Source organism: Trichocoleus sp. FACHB-262 (assembly GCF_014696035.1).
Taxonomy (GTDB): Bacteria; Cyanobacteriota; Cyanobacteriia; order FACHB-46; family FACHB-46; genus Trichocoleus.
In genome coordinates this window covers 116,017-133,457 of record NZ_JACJPK010000015.1, presented here as the reverse complement: position 1 = coordinate 133,457, position 17,441 = coordinate 116,017, and the positions used below count along the sequence as shown (strand labels likewise).

The 17,441-nt window shown below is 51.8% G+C and carries 11 protein-coding genes; 4 read left to right on the top strand and 7 right to left on the bottom strand.

Annotation, left to right across the window (positions count from 1 at the left end):
* Positions 1–133 precede the first annotated feature (133 nt).
* Both H6F68_RS01075 and H6F68_RS01070 read right to left on the bottom strand, forming a co-directional pair.
* On the bottom strand, positions 134–571 hold the full coding sequence (locus tag H6F68_RS01075; protein WP_190555825.1) for a hypothetical protein: 438 nt from the start codon (positions 569–571) through the stop codon (positions 134–136).
* Positions 572–886: 315 nt separating this feature from the next.
* Positions 887–1,660, bottom strand: a complete 774-nt coding sequence (locus H6F68_RS01070; RefSeq protein ID WP_399312401.1) for a glutathione S-transferase family protein — start codon at positions 1,658–1,660, stop codon at positions 887–889.
* Between H6F68_RS01070 and H6F68_RS01065 the strand changes: the two genes are divergently transcribed.
* From H6F68_RS01065 to H6F68_RS01050, 4 genes are all read left to right on the top strand, one after another.
* Positions 1,652–1,903, top strand: coding sequence for a hypothetical protein (locus tag H6F68_RS01065; RefSeq protein WP_190555823.1), 252 nt, complete (start codon positions 1,652–1,654; stop codon positions 1,901–1,903). The genes H6F68_RS01070 and H6F68_RS01065 overlap by 9 nt on opposite strands.
* Positions 1,904–2,035: 132 nt before the next feature.
* Positions 2,036–2,866 (top strand): hypothetical protein, encoded by an 831-nt coding sequence (locus H6F68_RS01060; RefSeq protein WP_190555822.1) that lies wholly within the window; start codon positions 2,036–2,038, stop codon positions 2,864–2,866.
* A gap of 256 nt (positions 2,867–3,122) precedes the next feature.
* On the top strand, positions 3,123–3,602 hold the full coding sequence (locus tag H6F68_RS01055; protein WP_190555821.1) for a hypothetical protein: 480 nt from the start codon (positions 3,123–3,125) through the stop codon (positions 3,600–3,602).
* The gene (locus tag H6F68_RS01050) at positions 3,603–4,505 is read left to right on the top strand and encodes an inositol monophosphatase family protein (RefSeq protein ID WP_313929991.1); all 903 of its coding nucleotides are present in this window, start codon (positions 3,603–3,605) and stop codon (positions 4,503–4,505) included.
* Positions 4,506–4,513: 8 nt separating this feature from the next.
* Here the strand turns inward: H6F68_RS01050 and H6F68_RS01045 are convergent, their stop codons facing one another.
* From H6F68_RS01045 to H6F68_RS01025, 5 genes are all read right to left on the bottom strand, one after another.
* Positions 4,514–7,372 carry a CHAT domain-containing tetratricopeptide repeat protein gene (locus H6F68_RS01045; protein ID WP_190555820.1) on the bottom strand — a complete coding sequence of 953 codons (2,859 nt, stop codon included), beginning with the start codon at positions 7,370–7,372 and terminating at the stop codon, positions 4,514–4,516.
* A gap of 315 nt (positions 7,373–7,687) precedes the next feature.
* Positions 7,688–11,674 (bottom strand): CHAT domain-containing protein, encoded by a 3,987-nt coding sequence (locus tag H6F68_RS01040; protein ID WP_190555819.1) that lies wholly within the window; start codon positions 11,672–11,674, stop codon positions 7,688–7,690.
* A 340-nt stretch (positions 11,675–12,014) separates the two neighbouring features.
* Positions 12,015–13,088, bottom strand: a complete 1,074-nt coding sequence (locus tag H6F68_RS01035; protein ID WP_190555818.1) for a WD40 repeat domain-containing protein — start codon at positions 13,086–13,088, stop codon at positions 12,015–12,017.
* Positions 13,089–13,091: 3 nt separating this feature from the next.
* Positions 13,092–15,674 carry a tetratricopeptide repeat protein gene (locus H6F68_RS01030; RefSeq protein WP_399312409.1) on the bottom strand — a complete coding sequence of 861 codons (2,583 nt, stop codon included), beginning with the start codon at positions 15,672–15,674 and terminating at the stop codon, positions 13,092–13,094.
* 819 nt (positions 15,675–16,493) lie between these two features.
* Positions 16,494–17,417, bottom strand: a complete 924-nt coding sequence (locus H6F68_RS01025; RefSeq protein WP_190555816.1) for a glycosyltransferase family 2 protein — start codon at positions 17,415–17,417, stop codon at positions 16,494–16,496.
* Positions 17,418–17,441: the final 24 nt, after the last annotated feature.

Here is a 17,441-nt window from a genome sequence, read left to right as displayed (position 1 = left end):
CGAAACCCTTCACCTTTACTAAAAACCAAAAGATTATATAGCCATCCTAAATGGATTAGCGAGGCACGCTCTGGAGGGATGTGCCTCGCTAATCCACCAATCTCGTAAACTACTTAGGACTTCATTAGCTGAGTTACGGTTGAGCGGGAGCGGTCTCTCCTGTAGAAGTGGCATCTCCTGTAGGAGCAGCGCTATCAGCGGGAGCGCTTTCCGCTGCAGGAGCTTGTGGTGCCGCAGGGCTCGGAATGCTGACGTTCACATCCGGAGCTGGGGGCGCTTCTACTTTAGGCAATGTGATATTAACGTCTGGTGGTTTTACATCTGGGGCTTGAGGCTGAGGAACTGGAATTTCTTGGGTGCGCTCAATAATCGTTTGGTTGCCAGCAGGAGCTGAGTTGTCTGCTCCACGGTTAAATAAGAAGAAAGCACCGAGTCCTAAGCCAAGCAGGGAGGTTAAGAGGATTCCTGTCATCAAACCGCTAGCTGCACTATTATTCTCACGAGCGATTTGATTTTCTCGGCGTAATTCTTGGTTGTAAATTTCTCTATCTCGATCGCGCAAGTTTGTCATGGTTTTTTGCAGAACTCGGTATTGGTAAAAAAATCAGGTAACAAAACTGAAGTTTTAACATTCCGAGATTAACGACTGGATTGGCGCAGATCGCTCTGTCTGAAGGCTAAGTCTATCTATTTCAGAAGGGTGATTGTACGGGGCTGCTTGGTGTAAAAACGATTTTCAAGTTTGGGCAGAGTTTGTCTGCTGTTGGAATTAAGAGCTTGGGGACACCTGCCCCAAACCCCCCGCTGGAGAACGCAGCCGTCCTCCAGACCTCCTCAAGAGGGGTTTAGGGTGCTGAGTTTTTCTCTACGTGTAAGAGGCTGGAGGCTACTCGATGTCAATCGAGGTGGGTCTGGTGCTACTGGAGGAAGTGGTAGCGGGAGTGAAGGATTTGCGGTATTCAGTGTAAAGGCGATCGCGCCAGTTGAAGAAAGGCTCGAAGGTGCCGATATCTGCAACTCCCGGGACTCCTTTACCTTTGAGTCCTTCAGGGATGTCGAGGTAAGGGCCAGAGGGGAATTTGATGTACATGCTCAGCCCTGCTACAGCAAAATCCGCTAGGGTGGGCTGGTCGGAAATTAGATACGGGTGATCGAGCAGGATAAAGGTCAGGGCTTCTAGGTTTTGCCTGAGTGAGGCTTTGGCGCTATGCAAAGCATCGGGTCCCATGCCAACTCCAAAGCTCAGCACGTCTAACACTTCGCTAGGAACTGAGCCGATCAAGTTTTTCAGTAAGGCAGGCGTAGAAGTGGGTAGGGCAGCAGTGCGGAAGTCGGGACTTTGGCTGAAGGCGGCGAGCATGGCTTTTCGGGCGTTCAGACCTAGGACTTCGTCGGCCCAATCTTCGAGCATGAGGCACAGTCCTTTTTGTTTGGGGTCTGTGGGGATAACGGGGCGATCGGGATATTGACGATCGAGATATTTAGCGATCGCCGTTGAATCTGCAATCACTTCGTTGCCATCTTTTAGAACCGGGACTTGGCGTTGCCCGGACATTCGGTAGAGATCTAACTGTCCAATGCCAGGGGTGACTTCAATCTTGCGATAGGCCAATCCCTTGTAATCCAGGATCAGCCGCACCTTCTCGCAATAATGCGACATCTCAAATTGGTACAACTCCAGCATGATCATTCTCCTGTGCTGTTTACAGCGACGACCCATCCGCCTTCCAAGGTAACAGGCTCCTTCAGAAAAGGCACTTCTGGCGAGGGTGAGGATTTCTGGTCTAGAAGTTCTACCTGGGAGTTCTACCTTTGGGTAGGTTGGTTTTGTGGTGTGTCTCGCCTAAGAGCGATCGCTCAGCAGATTTTTGGTGGCTTCTTGCCATCTATCTCTTACTCTTAGCTCAGGTTAGATCCCACTCGTGGCAGAGAATTAAAACCACTCAGACTTCTACACTCAAATCTGTATAGGAGCTGACATTTTTAGCCCAAGTTTTTGAAATCACTAATCTCTTTACGGGAACCCGAGGTATTTATGAGCGCTCAGAATTTTTTCTCATTTAAGAAAGTAGTTAGTCTAGCTGGTGTGGCTGGCGTCAGTGCTTTGTTGGGATTGCCCGCAGTAGCCCAAATGGAATCTAGCCCTGCTAACTCCAACAGCCCCACTCAGTGTGTACCCAGCACGGGCCAAGTTACTCCTAGTGATAGCCCAACGGGTGGAGCCACGATGGAGCAAATGCAAGCAAGTGGCACTCAATCGATGGATCAGTCCAACATCAACATGAGCTCACCTTACAGTGGGTCTGAGCAAGCTAACTCTAGCTACCTGGGTTCGCAGAATCTGCAAGCAAATCAGTCAAACATGAGTGGTAACTCCTCTGCTGCAGGCATGTCTTATAGAAGCGCTGAGGTGGCTCCAACCTATGGCCCCGCAGGTGGATACACAATGGAGCGTTTGCGGGAACTAGATGGCGAGCGTGTTGCTAGCGCTGACATGCGTAATACAACTCAGTCCTTCAACTCGTCTTACCAATCTAACTATCAAGCTAACCGCTTTACTCCTAGTGCAGGTGCCACAGCAGGCCCTGCGGGTGGTTATACAGCAAACAGCTTGAATAACAACAACATGCCGATGAATAACAGCACGGCGATGAACCAATCGGGTGAGAACCAGTACAGTGACAGCAACACCATGCGTCCCTTGCCTGGTTCCATGAGTTCCGATAGGAACCGTCCTGCTGACGAGATGACCGCAGAAGTTAGCCAGAGCCTCGACAACCAGAGCAACTCTATCTATCGAGTTGGCCCCAGCAGTTCTAGCTCCAGCAGCCAGTACAACAGCGGTAGCGCCATCGGCGGCTGCTAAATTCGACCTTTGAGCGAGTTAAGTTCTTGGTGCAGCTACAGTTCGAGCAGTGACTCTAGCCAGTAGCTTTACCTAGCCCCTGAAACGCTCAATCACAAACACCAGCGCCAGAGCTTACAGGAGGCTGATTCCTAAGCTCTGGCGGTGTGCTATTTGGGGCAAATGCCGCAATTGCTACGAGGCATTACCAGAGATCCGTTGCGACTTTGTCTCCGTCCTATAATGATGCTGATATTGCGCGACTCCCATCTAGGTTATGGAAAGCACTGAAACGACTGGCGGTCTTACTCGCAGGCAACACCTCTGGATTGCAGCTAGTATCTGGACTTTGGTAGGGATTGGTCTGTTTACGATGGGTTTGGTGTTCTGGTTTCATCTACCTTATCTGGGCTTTCTGGATACCAAGCATCTAGGCTGGGGAGCGGTTGCCTTGAGTGTCGGTTTGTTGAAAGGAAAAATTATTCTCGATCGAACTGCAAATCGGGTGATCGATCGCGTGGATACGTTACAGGAGCCGAACCCCTTCAAGAGCATCTTCCAAATGTTTGGGGCTAAAACGATCGCGTTGATTCTCGCCATGATGGGAATTGGTGTAGGTCTCCGCTTGGCAGGCGTCAGTTTTGAAATTCGCGGTCTGATCTACATTGCTGTCGGTACTGCCCTGATGTGGAGCTGTCGTCGCTATTGGGTCGCTTCGGGTCAGGATGCAGCCATTAGTGGAGCGAAGGAATCCTAAGTGGCAAACTTGCAATCAATCGCTGGATTTCCGGTCGAATCTGTTTTAGCGATCGCCCGCTCTATTGGCTGGGGTGCGGCTGAAATCCTGCAATCCTATTACCACCCCCATCCAGTTGCGGAGGAGTCAGCTCTAGACTTAAATATCCAAGACCAGGGGGATGGACCTGTCACCGCTGCGGATGTCGCCACCAACCACTACATTCTGAATAATCTGCACGCTGCGTTTGGCACGGTCGAGTTTGGCTACCTGACTGAGGAAACCTTCAAAGCTCAGAATCCCTCCGAGCGGTTGCAGCATACTTGGGTCTGGATTGTGGACCCCCTGGATGGTACCAAAGACTTTATCAAGCGCACCGGAGAATACGCGGTTCACATTGCTTTAGCTCATGCAGGACGACCAGTGTTAGCAGTGGTAGTTTGTCCAGAACTTGGCAAACTTTACTACGCAACTTTGGGTGATGGCACGTTTGTAGAGACACGCGACGGTGCTGTAACTCAATTACGAGTAGCCGATCGCGATCGCATCGCAGATCTGTCAGTCGTTGTCAGTGGGAGCCATCGTGGGGAAAGGTTGGTCCAGCTTTTACGCCAACTGCCCTGCCAAAATCAGCGGGCGATCGGCAGTGTCGGCTGCAAAATTGCGGCGATCGTGGAGCAACAGGCAGATTTATATATCTCCCTATCAGGCAAATCAGCACCGAAAGATTGGGACTTAGCGGCTCCAGAGCTGATTTTGACCGAGGCAGGCGGTAAGGTCACTCGTTTTGATGGCAGTCTGTTGCAGTATAACCAGGCAGATGTCAGCCAGTGGGGTGGCATTCTGGCTAGCAACGGCGCTTGTCATGCGGAACTTAGCACTCAAGCAGAAACTTTACTAGCCGCAATCGATAGCTCAGTTTAACGATGGAGCTATTGAGCTTCACCAATTAAGGTAAAAGCAGCCCAATCTTTGGGATCAGGGTGTTGTTTCATCGTGGCTAGCATGGCTTGGCGGAGAGCTTGGGCTTTATCTGGTTGCTGTTGCAGTGTCTGGTAGAACTGCGTCATCAGAGTTGCTGTAGGTGCATCAGGTACTTGCCAGAGGGAGACAATGACGCTGGGGGCACCAGCGGCAATAAAGGAGCGCGAGAGGCCTACAACACCATCTCCAGTAATGCGACCACGCCCAGTATCGCAAGCACTGAGAACCACTAAATCAGTGTTGAGCTTCAGGTCAAGAATTTCGCTAGCTGTCAGGAGGCCGTTATCTCGACCAGAAGGAGCTAAGGCGATCGCCCCTGGTACTCCCAAACCTTTGAAGTCATCCAATAGCCCGTGGGTAGCTAAATGGACAAGTCGTGTTTGGGTCATCTGCTGCAAGATAGTAGTTTTAGTCGCTTGGCTACCAGTTAAAGCTTGGGTTTTTAGCAGGGCCGCGATCGCCTTAGCTTCTTGCTCCGCACCAGGGAGGCTGGGGAGCGGTTGAGGGGTGGCACCGAGAGGTAGGCTGACTTTGGGCATGGTGGGGTTGCCCACTACAAGCAAATTTTTGGCTTTGCCTGATTGCTGTTGGCGTTTCTGACGCGTCAGGTCTAGGACTTGAATCGAAGGCGCGGTGAGAACAGTGTGTTGCTCGATCAAGTAGCGACCATTGCTGGCTTGCAAGGCGGGAAATGGTACTAAAAACAGCGCTTCTTGAGGCAGAAAGGTGACGTGGGCGTTAGGGTCAGTAGGCAGGAGATCTGCGATCGGTTGAATCAATAATTGGTGGAGTTGTCGCAGCGGTTGGTTGGTTTGGTTGTTCACCTTGGCGATCGCTCTCGCCACCGTCGTCGTGTCTTCTTGGAACGCCAATCCTCGACCCTTGATGCCGATCGCCCCTCTTGCCTGCGTGACTAAACTTTCCAAGACGGAAGCAGTATCCGCTGCATTAATTCCTGATTGAGGCAAACCTTTTAACTCGACTTGGCGAAAACTGATATTTCCCGTGAGCTGAATCACCCAAATGAATAGCTGTGGAGCTTGCGAAGGAGCGGTATCCTGCACGATCGCATATTCCACTAGCGTTGAATTTTGAGTTTTAGCAATCTGCTTGATCTGCGCCAGAGTTGGAGGATTGAGAGTAGGAGTTGTGGTTGAGTTGGTGCTGAGGCGTTGAGCGAGCAACTCCACAAAGGCACGGGCACGACTGCGTTCAGCAATTTCTAAAGCGGGGTTGGTTTGCTTCTGGGCGATCAGCGTTTGCTGCAATGTGCCATAGGTTTTCTGTTGCGTTTCAAAGATCGAGACTTTCTCCGCATCCGTCAGCCCTGGGCGCAAAGATTCCAAAATTGCGATCGCCTGTCGCAGCGTTTTCTCCGCCTCCGATTGTTGCCCGGAACGATGCAAAATCCGACCAATACTGCTCAGCGTCACCCCCTCATTGACGCGATCGCCCACCTCCCGATGCACTGCTAGCGCTTGCTGATAGAACTTCAAAGCCTGAACATTCTGTCCCTGCTGCTCATAGGCGTGGCCCAAGTTGCTCAGCGCCACCCCTTCCCCGGTGCGATCGCCCACCCGCTTGTAGAGCTGCAACGCCTGCTGGTAAAACTTCAGCGCTTGATCCGTTTGCTTCTGGTTATCGTAAACCTGCCCTAAGTTATTCTGCGTCGTAGCTTCCCCAGTGCGATCGCTGAGTTCCTGGTAAATCACCAACGCTTGTTGATGCAGCTTCAGTGCTTGGTCATATTTGCCCACACTGACATAGACCCGTCCAATATTGTTCAGCGTCGCGGCTTGACCCACCTTGGTAATCGCTTCCTGATTGAGAGCATTGCCGATATCCCGCCGCATCGCCAAGCCTGCCTGCTGAAACTCCAACGGCTGGGAATACTGCCCCACAACGTCGTATAGCAGCCCCAACTCAGTAAACGTCGTAGCTGCATCCGGGCGATCGCTAAACTTGTTAAAAATCGCCAAAGCTTGCTGAGTCGAGTCGATCGCTTCCTTGTATTGCCCAATGCTGAAAAACAGCCCACCCATATTATTCAGAATTGTTGCCTTCGCGCCTTGATAAGCGGGCAGTGAATCAAAAATGGCTAAGGCTTGGCGATAACTTTCCAGCGCCTTGGCGTACCGCCCCAGATTCACATACACCACGCCCACATTCCCCAGCGTCGTGGCTTCCCCCTCGCGATCGCGCCCCTCCCGCTGAAGCGTAAGCACCTGCTGATACGCTTCCAACGCTTGCGGATATTGCCCCAACCGGAAGTAAACACTAGCAACCTCATTCAGCCGTAGCTTCTCACTGTTGCGATCGCTCAACTGCCGAATAATCCCCAACGCTTTCTGGTAAAACTCCAGCGCCTTGGTGTATTGTCCTTGCTCCCCGTAAGCCACCCCCATATCAGCCAGCGTCGCCCATTCCCCCTCGCGATCGCCAATCTGCTGCCGTAACTTCAGCGCCTGCTGATAGAACTCCAACGCCTTCGGATACTGCCCCAAACTGTAGTGGTAGACATTGGCAATGTGATTCAGACTCTGCGCCTCTCCCGCCTTAGCCTCCGTCGCCTTAAAAATCGCGATCGCCTTTTGCAACGTCACCAACGCCTCTTGCGGCTGCCCCTGGCGAAACTGGTCATACCCTTGCTGATTCAGATAAACCGCCTCAGTAATCTGCGCCTGACTTGCTTCTGACTGCGCCAACACCACCGCAGCACCCAAAGGATTGAAACGACCTAACGGCGTGCCACCTGCCAGTAATAAAGCAGCAATCACGAGGCTAAGCGATCGGCGGTGATAGGACATAGCGAGAGTTTCAGATAGTGAGTAGTGACAAAGAACCTGTAGCGAAGTGGTGAGAAGGTGGTAGGCAGAAGTCAGAAGTCAGGAGCCAAAACCTAACCACTAATTCAACCCAAGACTCGAAACACTCACAATTAGATTCGTTTGGAGGGGGACTGGGGGACGCAACCGTCCCTCAGCGGGGGCTTGGGGGCGAGTGCCCCCAAAGTTTGGGATTTAAAGTCTTAAATCGAGCCAAAAATTAAGCAGCACCCCAAAAAACTTCACCTCAATCCTGTCCCACTCCGTACAACTGTCAACCCATTAGCAACAAATTTGTCACTCCGCCTCACCAATCAAAGTAAACGCCGCCCAATCCCTAGGGTCAGGGTGCTGCTTCAGCATCGCCAACATCGCCTGCCGTAGCGCTTGCGCCTTATCCGGTTGCCGTTGCAGATTTTGGTAAAACTCCGTCATCAGAGCCGCCGTTGGGTGATCGGGCACCTGCCACAACGACACCACCACACTCGGAGCCCCCGCCGAAATTAGCGATCGCGATAGCCCCACCACCCCATCGCCCGTAATCTTGCCGCGTCCCGTGCCACAAGCACTCAGTACTACCAACTCAGCATTCAGCTTCAAGCCGAGAATGTCATTCGCCGTCAGCAAACCATCATCCTGACCCGAAGGCGCTAAGGCGATCGCACCTGGAATGCCTAGCCCTCGGAAATCATCCAACAAGCCATGAGTCGCTAGGTGAATAATCTGAGCATCCCCCATCCTCGCCATCACCGTTGCTTTCGTTGCCGCACTGCCCGTAATCGCCTCTGTGTTGAGGAGCGAGGCAATCATCTTGGCTTCCCGCTCAGCTCCAGGCAGGCTATAAAGGGGTTGCGATCGCTCACCATTCTCACTCGGCACGTTAGGCATCGTGGGGTTGCCCACAATTAAGGACTTTTGGGGCGATCGCGGTAGTGTTGTGGCGGCAATCTGCGTAGGCTGAGACTGCTGCGCTATCCCTTGGCGTTGCCGTTGTTGGTAGGTGAGTGCCAAAACCTCGATTGCTGGGGCCGTCAGCATCGTATGTTTTTCGATCAGATACTTTCCGGCGGCATCTTGCAAAGCGGGGAAAGGAGCCAAAAAGAGAGAACCTTGAGGAATGAAGACCACACGAGCAGTTGGGTCGCTCGGCAACAGATCCGCGATCGGCTGAATCAACAGTTGATGCAGTTGCTTCAGTTGTGACTGTTGCGTCTGGTAACGTTGGAGCCTCTCCAAGGCACTGGCGACAACCTCAGTGGTTTGGTTAAATGCCAGCCCCCGCCCTTCAATCCCGATGGAGGCTCTGGTACTAGCAACCAAATCATCTAAGGAGGTTTTTCTCTCCTGCCACAGGGGTTTGAGGTCTACTTGACGGAACGCTACTTCTCCGTTGGGCTGTACAACCCAGATATAGAGAGCTTTGTCCTGAATCTGCCGCTGCCCCTCGACCTGGAAGGCTTCTTGAATAATTGAATATTCAACCAAGGTGGCATTTTGGGCGCGGGCAATTTGTTGAATCTGAGCAATGCTGGGAGGTTCTAGATTAGCAGAGCCTGCCAAACTTTTGCTGCCCTGACTGGGCGACTGCTTTGCCAACAATTCCACAAAAGCACGGGCTCGACCGCGTTCTGCCACTTCTAGCGCTGCCTGAGCCTTATTCTGGGCAATCAAGACTTCTTGGAGCGTGCTGTAAGTCGTCGCTTGAGTCTCAAAGATGGAGATCTTCGTCGCATCATCATTTTGATCAAGCTGTGCCCGTAGCGACTCCCAAACTTTGATCCCTGCAAAAAGCGCTTGCTCTGCTTCAGCCAATTTACCCAAACGTAACCAAGCATCTCCTAAATTATTCAAGGCATGGCCTTCACCAGGGCGGTCCTGCAATTGTTGCGCGAGCGCCAAACTTTGCTGTTGATAGTTAGCTGCTTGCTGGTAGTTCTCCAGGCCATAGTAAGCCAGCCCTAAGTTACCCAACGCTCGCCCTTCGGCTAGGCGATCGTTCAACTCACGCGCGAGCGCCAATTGTTGCTCCAGATGCTCAATTGCTTTGGCGTGATCCCCTTTGGTGAAGTAAACCAAACCTAAATTGCCTAACGACTGCCCGATGCCTCGGCGGTCCTGAGCTTTCTCCGCGATCGCTAAACTTTCCTGCGGATACTCTAGCGCCTTAGCAATGTTGTCTTGAGCCAGATAGGCGATCCCCAAGTTTCGCAAGGTCATTCCTTGCAGTTCTGGAGCATCTAGCGTGCGGCTGATGGCTAAACTTTGCTCGTAGTACTGAATCGCCTTTGCGTAGTTACCCACCGCACTGTAAGCGGCACCCAACCCGCTCAATGCTTCTGCTTCGCCTGTCCGGTTTTGCAGTTGTTGCGCGAGCGCCAAACTCTGCTGGTAGCGCTGAATTGACTGGGCGTAGTTGCCTACGACAAAATAGATGCTGCCTAAGTTATGCAGGGTTTGTCGTTGTTGCTGAGGTTGGTTTTGCTGTTGCGCTAGAGCGAGTTGCTGCTGGTAGCACTGGATCACCCGCCCCTGATCGGTGATGACTCGGTAAGTCGTGCCCTGATTTTCTACAATTTGCCCAACTCGCAAGCAGTCTTGGGTACTAGTTGCGATCGCAATTTGTTGCCCTCGAACAGCAGTTCCTAGAGTGGGATTGGTGCGAGGGCGATCGTTGCTCAACGCAACTTCTTGCCGTCGAATCGTGCCTGGTTTGGGTTGCGGTGCAGCTCCAGGCGTTGCGCTGGGAACTTCCGGAGGAGGTGAAGGTGGTACTCCTGTAGTTCCTCCTATGCCTGTTTCAGGCTGAGGCGAGGGTGGAATCCCACTTGATGGTTCAGGTAAAGGATTGGGAGAAACCCCTGCTGCTGGTAGTACATCTATGCTTTCAGGTAAGCCTGGTCCGGGAATAAGTGGAATATTAAGAGATGCTGGTCCAGGTTGGTGAGTGGGTTTCTCGGGGAGAGGTGGAAGTTCTCCTGGGACTTCTGGGATGGGTACGAGTTCAACTCCCGGTGGAGTTGGAGGCTCCATCACTCCAACATCAGGGAGAAAACCGATCGCCATGATAGGAGGATTAACGGTAATGTCTATGTTTGGTAGCGGGGGAGAAATTTTCCCATCGGTTTCAGGGGCTTCTACTCTCTCACCAGGGCTAAAGAGAACTTCAATATTGCCTTTGATGGAGAAGGTGTTACCAGTGGGGCTAGTAATGAGATAGGTATTGCCGTCTGGTTGAATGCTTAGAAGATTTCCAACACTGTCGTTTACGCCTTTGTCGGGGAGCGGAAGCGGTTTATTCCCCAGCGTCACACTGTTAGCCGCCCAGAGCGTAGCACTGTGAGCCGTAGCATTTTCTACCACCACATCTCCTGGGGTGATCGTGAGACCAGATCCAGATAAGACGAGTTGGCCTTCTCGGTTAGTGGTGATGTCAGTAGCGTTCCTACCCAAACCGCCTGTGAGGAGATCGGGGAGATCCAGAATCGGAAAGTCCCAGGGGTTGGGTTGAGACGTATCTGGGGCGATCGCTTGAATATCTAGAGTCAGCAAACTTCCGGCTGGGCTGAGGTGTACCAAACTATTGCCTGGAACCGCAGCGACAGTAATGTGGCCTTCTGGAGCGGTGAGCTGACCTGTGCTGACCACTGTGCCACCCAATAGAGTTAAGTTCTGTCCGGTGGCGACCTCTAGATTGCCCATATTGATGATCCCTGCGGGCTGGCTCATGCTGAAGGCAAACAAATCGGGCGTCCCGACTAAGCCTTCGTAGTTGTTGGGGCCAGAAGCGTTCAACCATTCTTTGCCAAAGCCGACTCCGTTGGCAGTTGTAGCGGTGAAAGAGCCAGGTACATTGAGACTGGCATTGGCACCAAAAACGATCCCAGCGGGATTGATTAAAAATAAATTGGGGCTACCACCTGTAACTTGAATTAGGCCATCGATCGAGGATAAGTTGCCACCTACTACCCGTGCCAAGATATTTTGCGTCGCGGGATCAGCGAGAAAATTGGCCGTGTAGCCTGTTTCCAAGATGAACTGACTAAAACTGTGGAAGAGGTTCGCGCCATCTTGCGATCGCTGACCGCCACTAATATCAAAGCGGCTACCGTCTGGGGTAATGAGTGTACCTGTATCATCTGGGGCAGCAACGATGGGCAGGGCTTTGCCGTCTGGAACCTCACCAGCATGGCTGGATTGGGGCGAAAAAACTTCGGCCAGAACTAAGGCGACTAGCAACAAGCTCACCCCGAGGTAGGGCGATCGCAAACATTTTTTCAAGGTCATGGGCTGAGGAAAGGCGGCTGATGAATGGGATCGCTGAACACGTATCTAACTGCATTCGCTCAACCCAGGCTGCAGGTTGTGGGCAAAACGCAGTCATTCAAGAGCAGTCGCTAGAACGCTGTACAAAGCAGAACCGAAGAACTGGTAAAACCTTAACTGATCTACTACACCCAGATGGAAGCGGAAGATACCCCAAATATAGACAGCCTAATTGGGGAATCAAAACCCTACTCCTAAAGTATTAGGGTCTGTTTCGGGCAAATTCCGCTTCGCCTATTAGGGTGAACGCTAGCAGATCTCAGCAATCCTCACCGATACGCAATCGCTTTCTAAGGCATAATCATGAAATGCCCAGAGCCTGTCTCTGTTCTTTGGAAGCGGGGGCACTAAGAGTCACGTCACGGCCTGTTTGTAGATCCCAAAGTTTGATGATGTCGCCCCAGCCGCCACTGACTAATGCTTGGCCATTGGAGCTGAGGGCGATCGCCTCGATACTACTGGATTGACGAGGTAGAGTTTGGGTGAGTTGTCCGGTGGTTAACTGCCACAACTTAATCGTGTTGTCGCTGCTGCCACTGATCAGCGTTTGACCATTGCGGCTCAGCGTCAAAGCGCTAATGGCGGCTTGATGACCTGTTAAGGTTTGCCGTACTTGACCTGCTGGTAAGTTCCAGACTTTGATGGTGCGATCGCCATTGCCACTGATTAAGGTTTGACCATCGGCGCTAATGGCTAAGGCATTAATGCCAAAAGCGTTATCTGAAAAAGTCCGCAGCACTTTGCCGTTACTCAGTTGCCACAGCTTGATTACATTCCAACTGCTGCTGGCTAAAGTTTGTCCGTCAGCACTAATCGCTAAGGCGTAAATCGAGTCTTGGTGCCCCGTCAGAGTTCGCTCCAACTTGAACTTCTGTCCTCCAGCAGCCACACGCCAAACTCGAATCGTTTTGTCGCCACCACCACTCACTAACGCTTGACCATTAGGACTGAAGGCGATCGCTTCTACCCAATCGGTATGCCCCGTCAATGTTTGTAGCAGTTGCCCGGTGGGTACGCTCCAAAGTTTGATGGTTTTGTCGTGGCTGGCACTGGCGAGAACTTGACCATTGGGACTGAAGGCGATCGCCAGAATGGGTAATGGATGCCCTGCTAAGGTGCGAATTTCTGCTTGAGTTTGCGAGTTCCACAACTTGATTTGTTTGTCCTGGCTCACTCCCGCTACTACTTTGCCATCGGAGCTAATGGCTACGGCTGCATGACCTGAGAGAATCCGGGCGATCGCTGAGTTGGGTCGTTCTAGTGGAGGCTGGGTGGGTGGAACTTGGGCGGCTAGGGTGGAATAGGCAAGGCAGAGTGTGGTAGCGATCGCACTAAGACTCATGCTAGAAAGGCGAATCATGAGTGGGTTCAGCATGATTTATTCAGCCTCACCCATCAGCGTAAAAGCGGCCCAATCCAGCGGGTCAGGGTAGCGGGCTTTGGTTACTAGCATGGCTTGCCGTAGCGCTTGAGCCTTATCGGGTTGGCGTTGCAGTTGTCGATAAAACTCGGTCATTAAGGCAGCAGTAGGTTCGTCGGGCACCTTCCACAGCGACACGATCACACTTGGCACGCCAGCAGAAATTAAGGAGCGGGATAACCCCACTACGCCATCGCCTGTAATTCTTCCCTGTCCAGTGTCGCAGGCACTTAAGACCACCAGTTCTGCATTGAGCTTCAATTTAAGGATTTCGCTGGCAGTGAGGAGGCCGTCATCTTGTCCAGAAGGAGCCAAAGCGATCGCTCCCGGTACGCCTAAGCCCTTAAAATCATCCAACAAGCCATGTGTGGCTAGGTGAACGATCTGAGCTTGCGGAAGTTGCTGCAAAATTTTGGCTTTGGTGGCTTGATCTCCGATGAGGGCTTGGGTGCGGAGGAGGGTGGCGATCGCTTTGGCTTCCTTTTCGGCTCCTGGTAGGCTAGCCAGTTGCTCGGCAGGTTCGCCCAACTTTGGACGAATGCTGGGCATGGTGGGGTTGCCAACAATTAAGGATGAGGGAGAAGGGAGAAAGGATGAAAGTGGATCAGTTTTCTTGTCCCTTGCCGCCTGTAAGCGTTGGCGTTGTTGGTGGGTGAGGTCTAGAACTTGAATTGAGGGAGCGATCAAAACAGTATGTTTTTCGATCAGGTATTTGCCGTTGGCATCTTGTAGGGCGACAAAAGGGACGAGAAAGAGAAACTGCTGGGGAATGAAGGTGACGTGAGCATTGGGGTCTTTGGGCAGCAAATCGGCGATTGGTTCGATCAGCAGTTGATGCAGTTGTTGCAAGCGCTTGTTCTCGGCTTCAGCGGCGTTGGCATCGGCAGTGGCACGGGCGATCGCCTCGGCATCTTCCTGAAACACTAATCCTCTGACCCCGATGGAACTGCGGCTGCGAGCGACTAACTCCTTGAGGGGTTGGGTGGTTGGAGTGGGAGTCACTCCCTTTTGCCACAGCGGTTTCAAGTCCACCCGACGAAAGTCCACTTTGCCGTTGGGTTGAATCACCCAAATGAATAATTCTGACTCGCGCAGAGGTTCACCGTTCACATTCCTCTCGTCGTCGTCGATGACGGAGTACTCGACCAGCGTGGTGTTGTGCTGCTTGGCGATCGCTCGGATCTGAGCCAAATTAGGCGGCTGGATTTTGGCGACGGCGTCAGCTTGAGTGGGCAAGCGTTCGGCTAAAAGTTCCACAAACGCTCTGGCCCGACCGCGCTCAGCCGCTTCCAGCGCTGCCTCTGGTTTGTTCTGGGCAGCTAAGGCTTTTTGTAAGAGGCGATAGGTGCTGGTTTGCTCTTCAAAAAGGGAAATTTTATTGCGGTCATCATCTCCTAGACTAGCTCGCAAAGATTCCCATGCTTGAGCGCTGGCGAGCAGACTGGTTTCTGCGGCGGTTAATTGCTTGGCAGCCAATTGAGCGCGACCGAGGTTGCCGAGGGCATAGCCTGCAACGCGTTGATTGCCAATTTTCTGCGCTAGAGTGGCGGCTTTAGCTTGGTAGCTAGCGGCTTTGGCGTAATCCTGGCGTGTGTAATGAGTCCGTCCTAGATTGATCAGCGTGGTCGCCTCCCCAGCGGGGTCTTTAGTCTTTTGGGCGATCGCTAAACCTTGGTTGTAATAGGTTAAGGCGAGTTGGGGTTGTTTCAGGTCGTCGTAGATCAAGCCAATGTTGTTGAGAACCGTGGATTCTCCTTCGGCGTCTTGGACTTGGCGGAGTAGCTTCAGCGATCGCTGGTAATAATCTAGGGCTGGCTCGTAATCGCGGCGGTCGTAATACACGCTGCCAATATTGGCTAAAGCATAAGCTTCGCGTCCGGGGTCATCTGCTTCTTTGAGGACCGCTAGCGCTTGCTGAAAGCTTTCTAGGGCTTGGTCTAATTGGCCTACATAAGAATAGACGGTCCCCAGATTGGCCAAGGTGGTGGCGCGGTCAAAGCGATCGCTATCAGCTTTCAGACTGGCGAGTGCTTGATTGAAGGCATCAAAGGCAGCTTGGTACTGGCCCAGTTTGCTGTACACCAAGCCCATATTGTTGAGGGTGCGGTTTTGGCGGGTGTGGTCTCCGGTGGACTGCGCGATCGCCAACGATTGGCGGTGATAGTTCAGCGCTTGGGCATAGTTGCCGAGCTTACTGGAGATATTGCCCATGTTGTTGAGCACCGTCCCCTCTCCAGCCCGGTTTTTGATCTCCTTCAAGATGGGGAGCGCTTGGTTGAAAGTAGCTAAGGCGAGTTCAAGTTGGCCTGTGGAATTGTAGACCTGACCCATGCCCACAAGAATTGTCGCTTGGCTGTAGCGATCGCCTGACTGTTGCGCCAATGGCAATGCTTGTTTGTAAGCCTCTAGCGCGGGTTGCTTTTGGCCCAAGCTGTCGTGCGCGGCTCCCAAAGCTAGCAAAGCTAAGATTTCCTGTTGCCGCTCACCGTTCTTTTTAGCACTGACTCTCGCTTGCTCAAACTTCGCGATCGCTTGCTGCACCGAAGCTCCAGAGCCTTGAATCAACAACGCTTGCCCTTCCTTCAGCGCTTGCATGGTGGGGTCTAGGGTATTGGTAGAAGATGGAAGTTGAGCGGCGATCGCGGCTTGCTGTTGCTGATAAGTCTTGACCTGGGCAAAATCTCCCAACTCTTGCGATGTTTTGATCAAGCTTTCCAACGCTTGCGCTTGCTTGGGCACATCTTTAAGCTTTTGGGCCAAGGCCAGGGCAGGTTCCTGGTAGCTCAGTGCTTGCTTGTTCTCGCCAACGGACGCATAAATGGTGCCGAGAGTACTCAGCATTTGCCATTCTTTCTCGGCATCGCCCCACTGTCGTGCTAGTTTCACCCCTTGTTCGTAGTAGCTGGCAGCAGGGGGAATCTCTTGCTGGGTGTAGTGCAGCAAGCCGAGGCAATAGAGAATCAGAAACTCCCCTTCGCGATCGCCCAAACTCCGATAAATCTGAAGTGCTTGTTGCCAAGATTTTTCGGCAGCGGCAAACTCTCGCGCTTCAAGTTGAGCAAAGCCTTGCTTTTGCAGTTGATCCGCTTCGGTTTTCTGAACTGAATTTGGGGTTGCAGGTTTTTGTGTGGCGGTAGGTTGAGCGATCGCCTCAGGGATTGGCAAAATCGTCCCAGCAGGCAAGGCTAAAGCAAATAACAGTGCAGCAAAGAGTTTGGCAGAGAGCATAGCGATCGGGACAAGCGTCAGAAACTGTTAGTTAAGACCTAGAACTGCATTAACTACAGAGTACTGATGTTGAATTTCTGAAGCTATCTAGATGAATTTTTAGATAGTAAGTAAGTGAGTTGAAGGCAGCACTTAACGTTGACTGCGCTTATCGATCATGTCTGCTAACAGGGCAAACATGCCAATTTGGGTTGCTGCAATAAACAAGATCATGGTTCGCTCGGTGAGATCTTCTCGCACAAAGATGTCTTGAATTAAGGTAACTAAAAATCCTAAAAAGAAGATGCTTGCAACCGGAAGAAAAATTCTCAGTGGAGCGAAATAAACTCCAGTTCTTAAGATTAATTGGAGAAATCTCAGAGTATCTCGAATCGGTTTAATTTTGCTTTTGCCAACTCGATGATAATAATCAATTGGCACATACTGAACTACATAGTTGTTTGTCAGCATGGCCAGCGTAATAGTAGTTGTAAAACTAAAAGTATTAGGCAAGATATTAAGAAAACGTTCCGCAATATCTTTGTGAAACACTCGCATGCCACTATTGATATCAGGGATGCGGCAGTTAGTAATCCATTGGGCGAAGTGCAACAGAAACCACTTGGGAATCTTGCGAAGCTTAGAATATTTGACGTTTTCACCAATTCTCGCACCCACCACCATATCTGCATGCTGAGCCAGAGCCACTAGTTCTGGGATTCGCTCATTCGGATAGGTACCATCCGCATCCGTAATCACAATCAGAGAATATCTAGCATGGCGAATTCCCGTTTTTAAAGCCGCACCATAACCCCAATTTTGACTGTGCTGAATCAAGCGAATCCCGGATAGCTCTTGCAGAATCTGACTGGTTCGATCAGTGGAACCGTCATTGACCACGATGATCTCGTAATGACAACCAGCTGCTTGAAACTGTTGATGTAAGTGTTCTAGTGTGATGGCGACGTGCTGTTCCTCGTTGTAGACCGGAAGAATTAAAGAAAAGGCAGGATAAAGGCTTTGTGGATTGGATGTGGCCGTAGAAGTTTCTTTGCCTATGGATAAACGTTCTGGCATGATTCAGGCCTGGATGGTGGAGCA

Coding starts and splice junctions, on each gene's coding strand:
- H6F68_RS01070 (WP_399312401.1), bottom strand. CDS start 1,660: ATGTCGCATTATTGCGAGAAGGTGCGGCTGATCCTGGATTACAAGGGA.
- H6F68_RS01060 (WP_190555822.1), top strand. CDS start 2,036: ATGAGCGCTCAGAATTTTTTCTCATTTAAGAAAGTAGTTAGTCTAGCT.
- H6F68_RS01075 (WP_190555825.1), bottom strand. CDS start 571: ATGACAAACTTGCGCGATCGAGATAGAGAAATTTACAACCAAGAATTA.
- H6F68_RS01025 (WP_190555816.1), bottom strand. CDS start 17,417: ATGCCAGAACGTTTATCCATAGGCAAAGAAACTTCTACGGCCACATCC.
- H6F68_RS01035 (WP_190555818.1), bottom strand. CDS start 13,088: ATGCTGAACCCACTCATGATTCGCCTTTCTAGCATGAGTCTTAGTGCG.
- H6F68_RS01045 (WP_190555820.1), bottom strand. CDS start 7,372: ATGTCCTATCACCGCCGATCGCTTAGCCTCGTGATTGCTGCTTTATTA.
- H6F68_RS01065 (WP_190555823.1), top strand. CDS start 1,652: ATGCGACATCTCAAATTGGTACAACTCCAGCATGATCATTCTCCTGTG.
- H6F68_RS01055 (WP_190555821.1), top strand. CDS start 3,123: ATGGAAAGCACTGAAACGACTGGCGGTCTTACTCGCAGGCAACACCTC.
- H6F68_RS01040 (WP_190555819.1), bottom strand. CDS start 11,674: ATGACCTTGAAAAAATGTTTGCGATCGCCCTACCTCGGGGTGAGCTTG.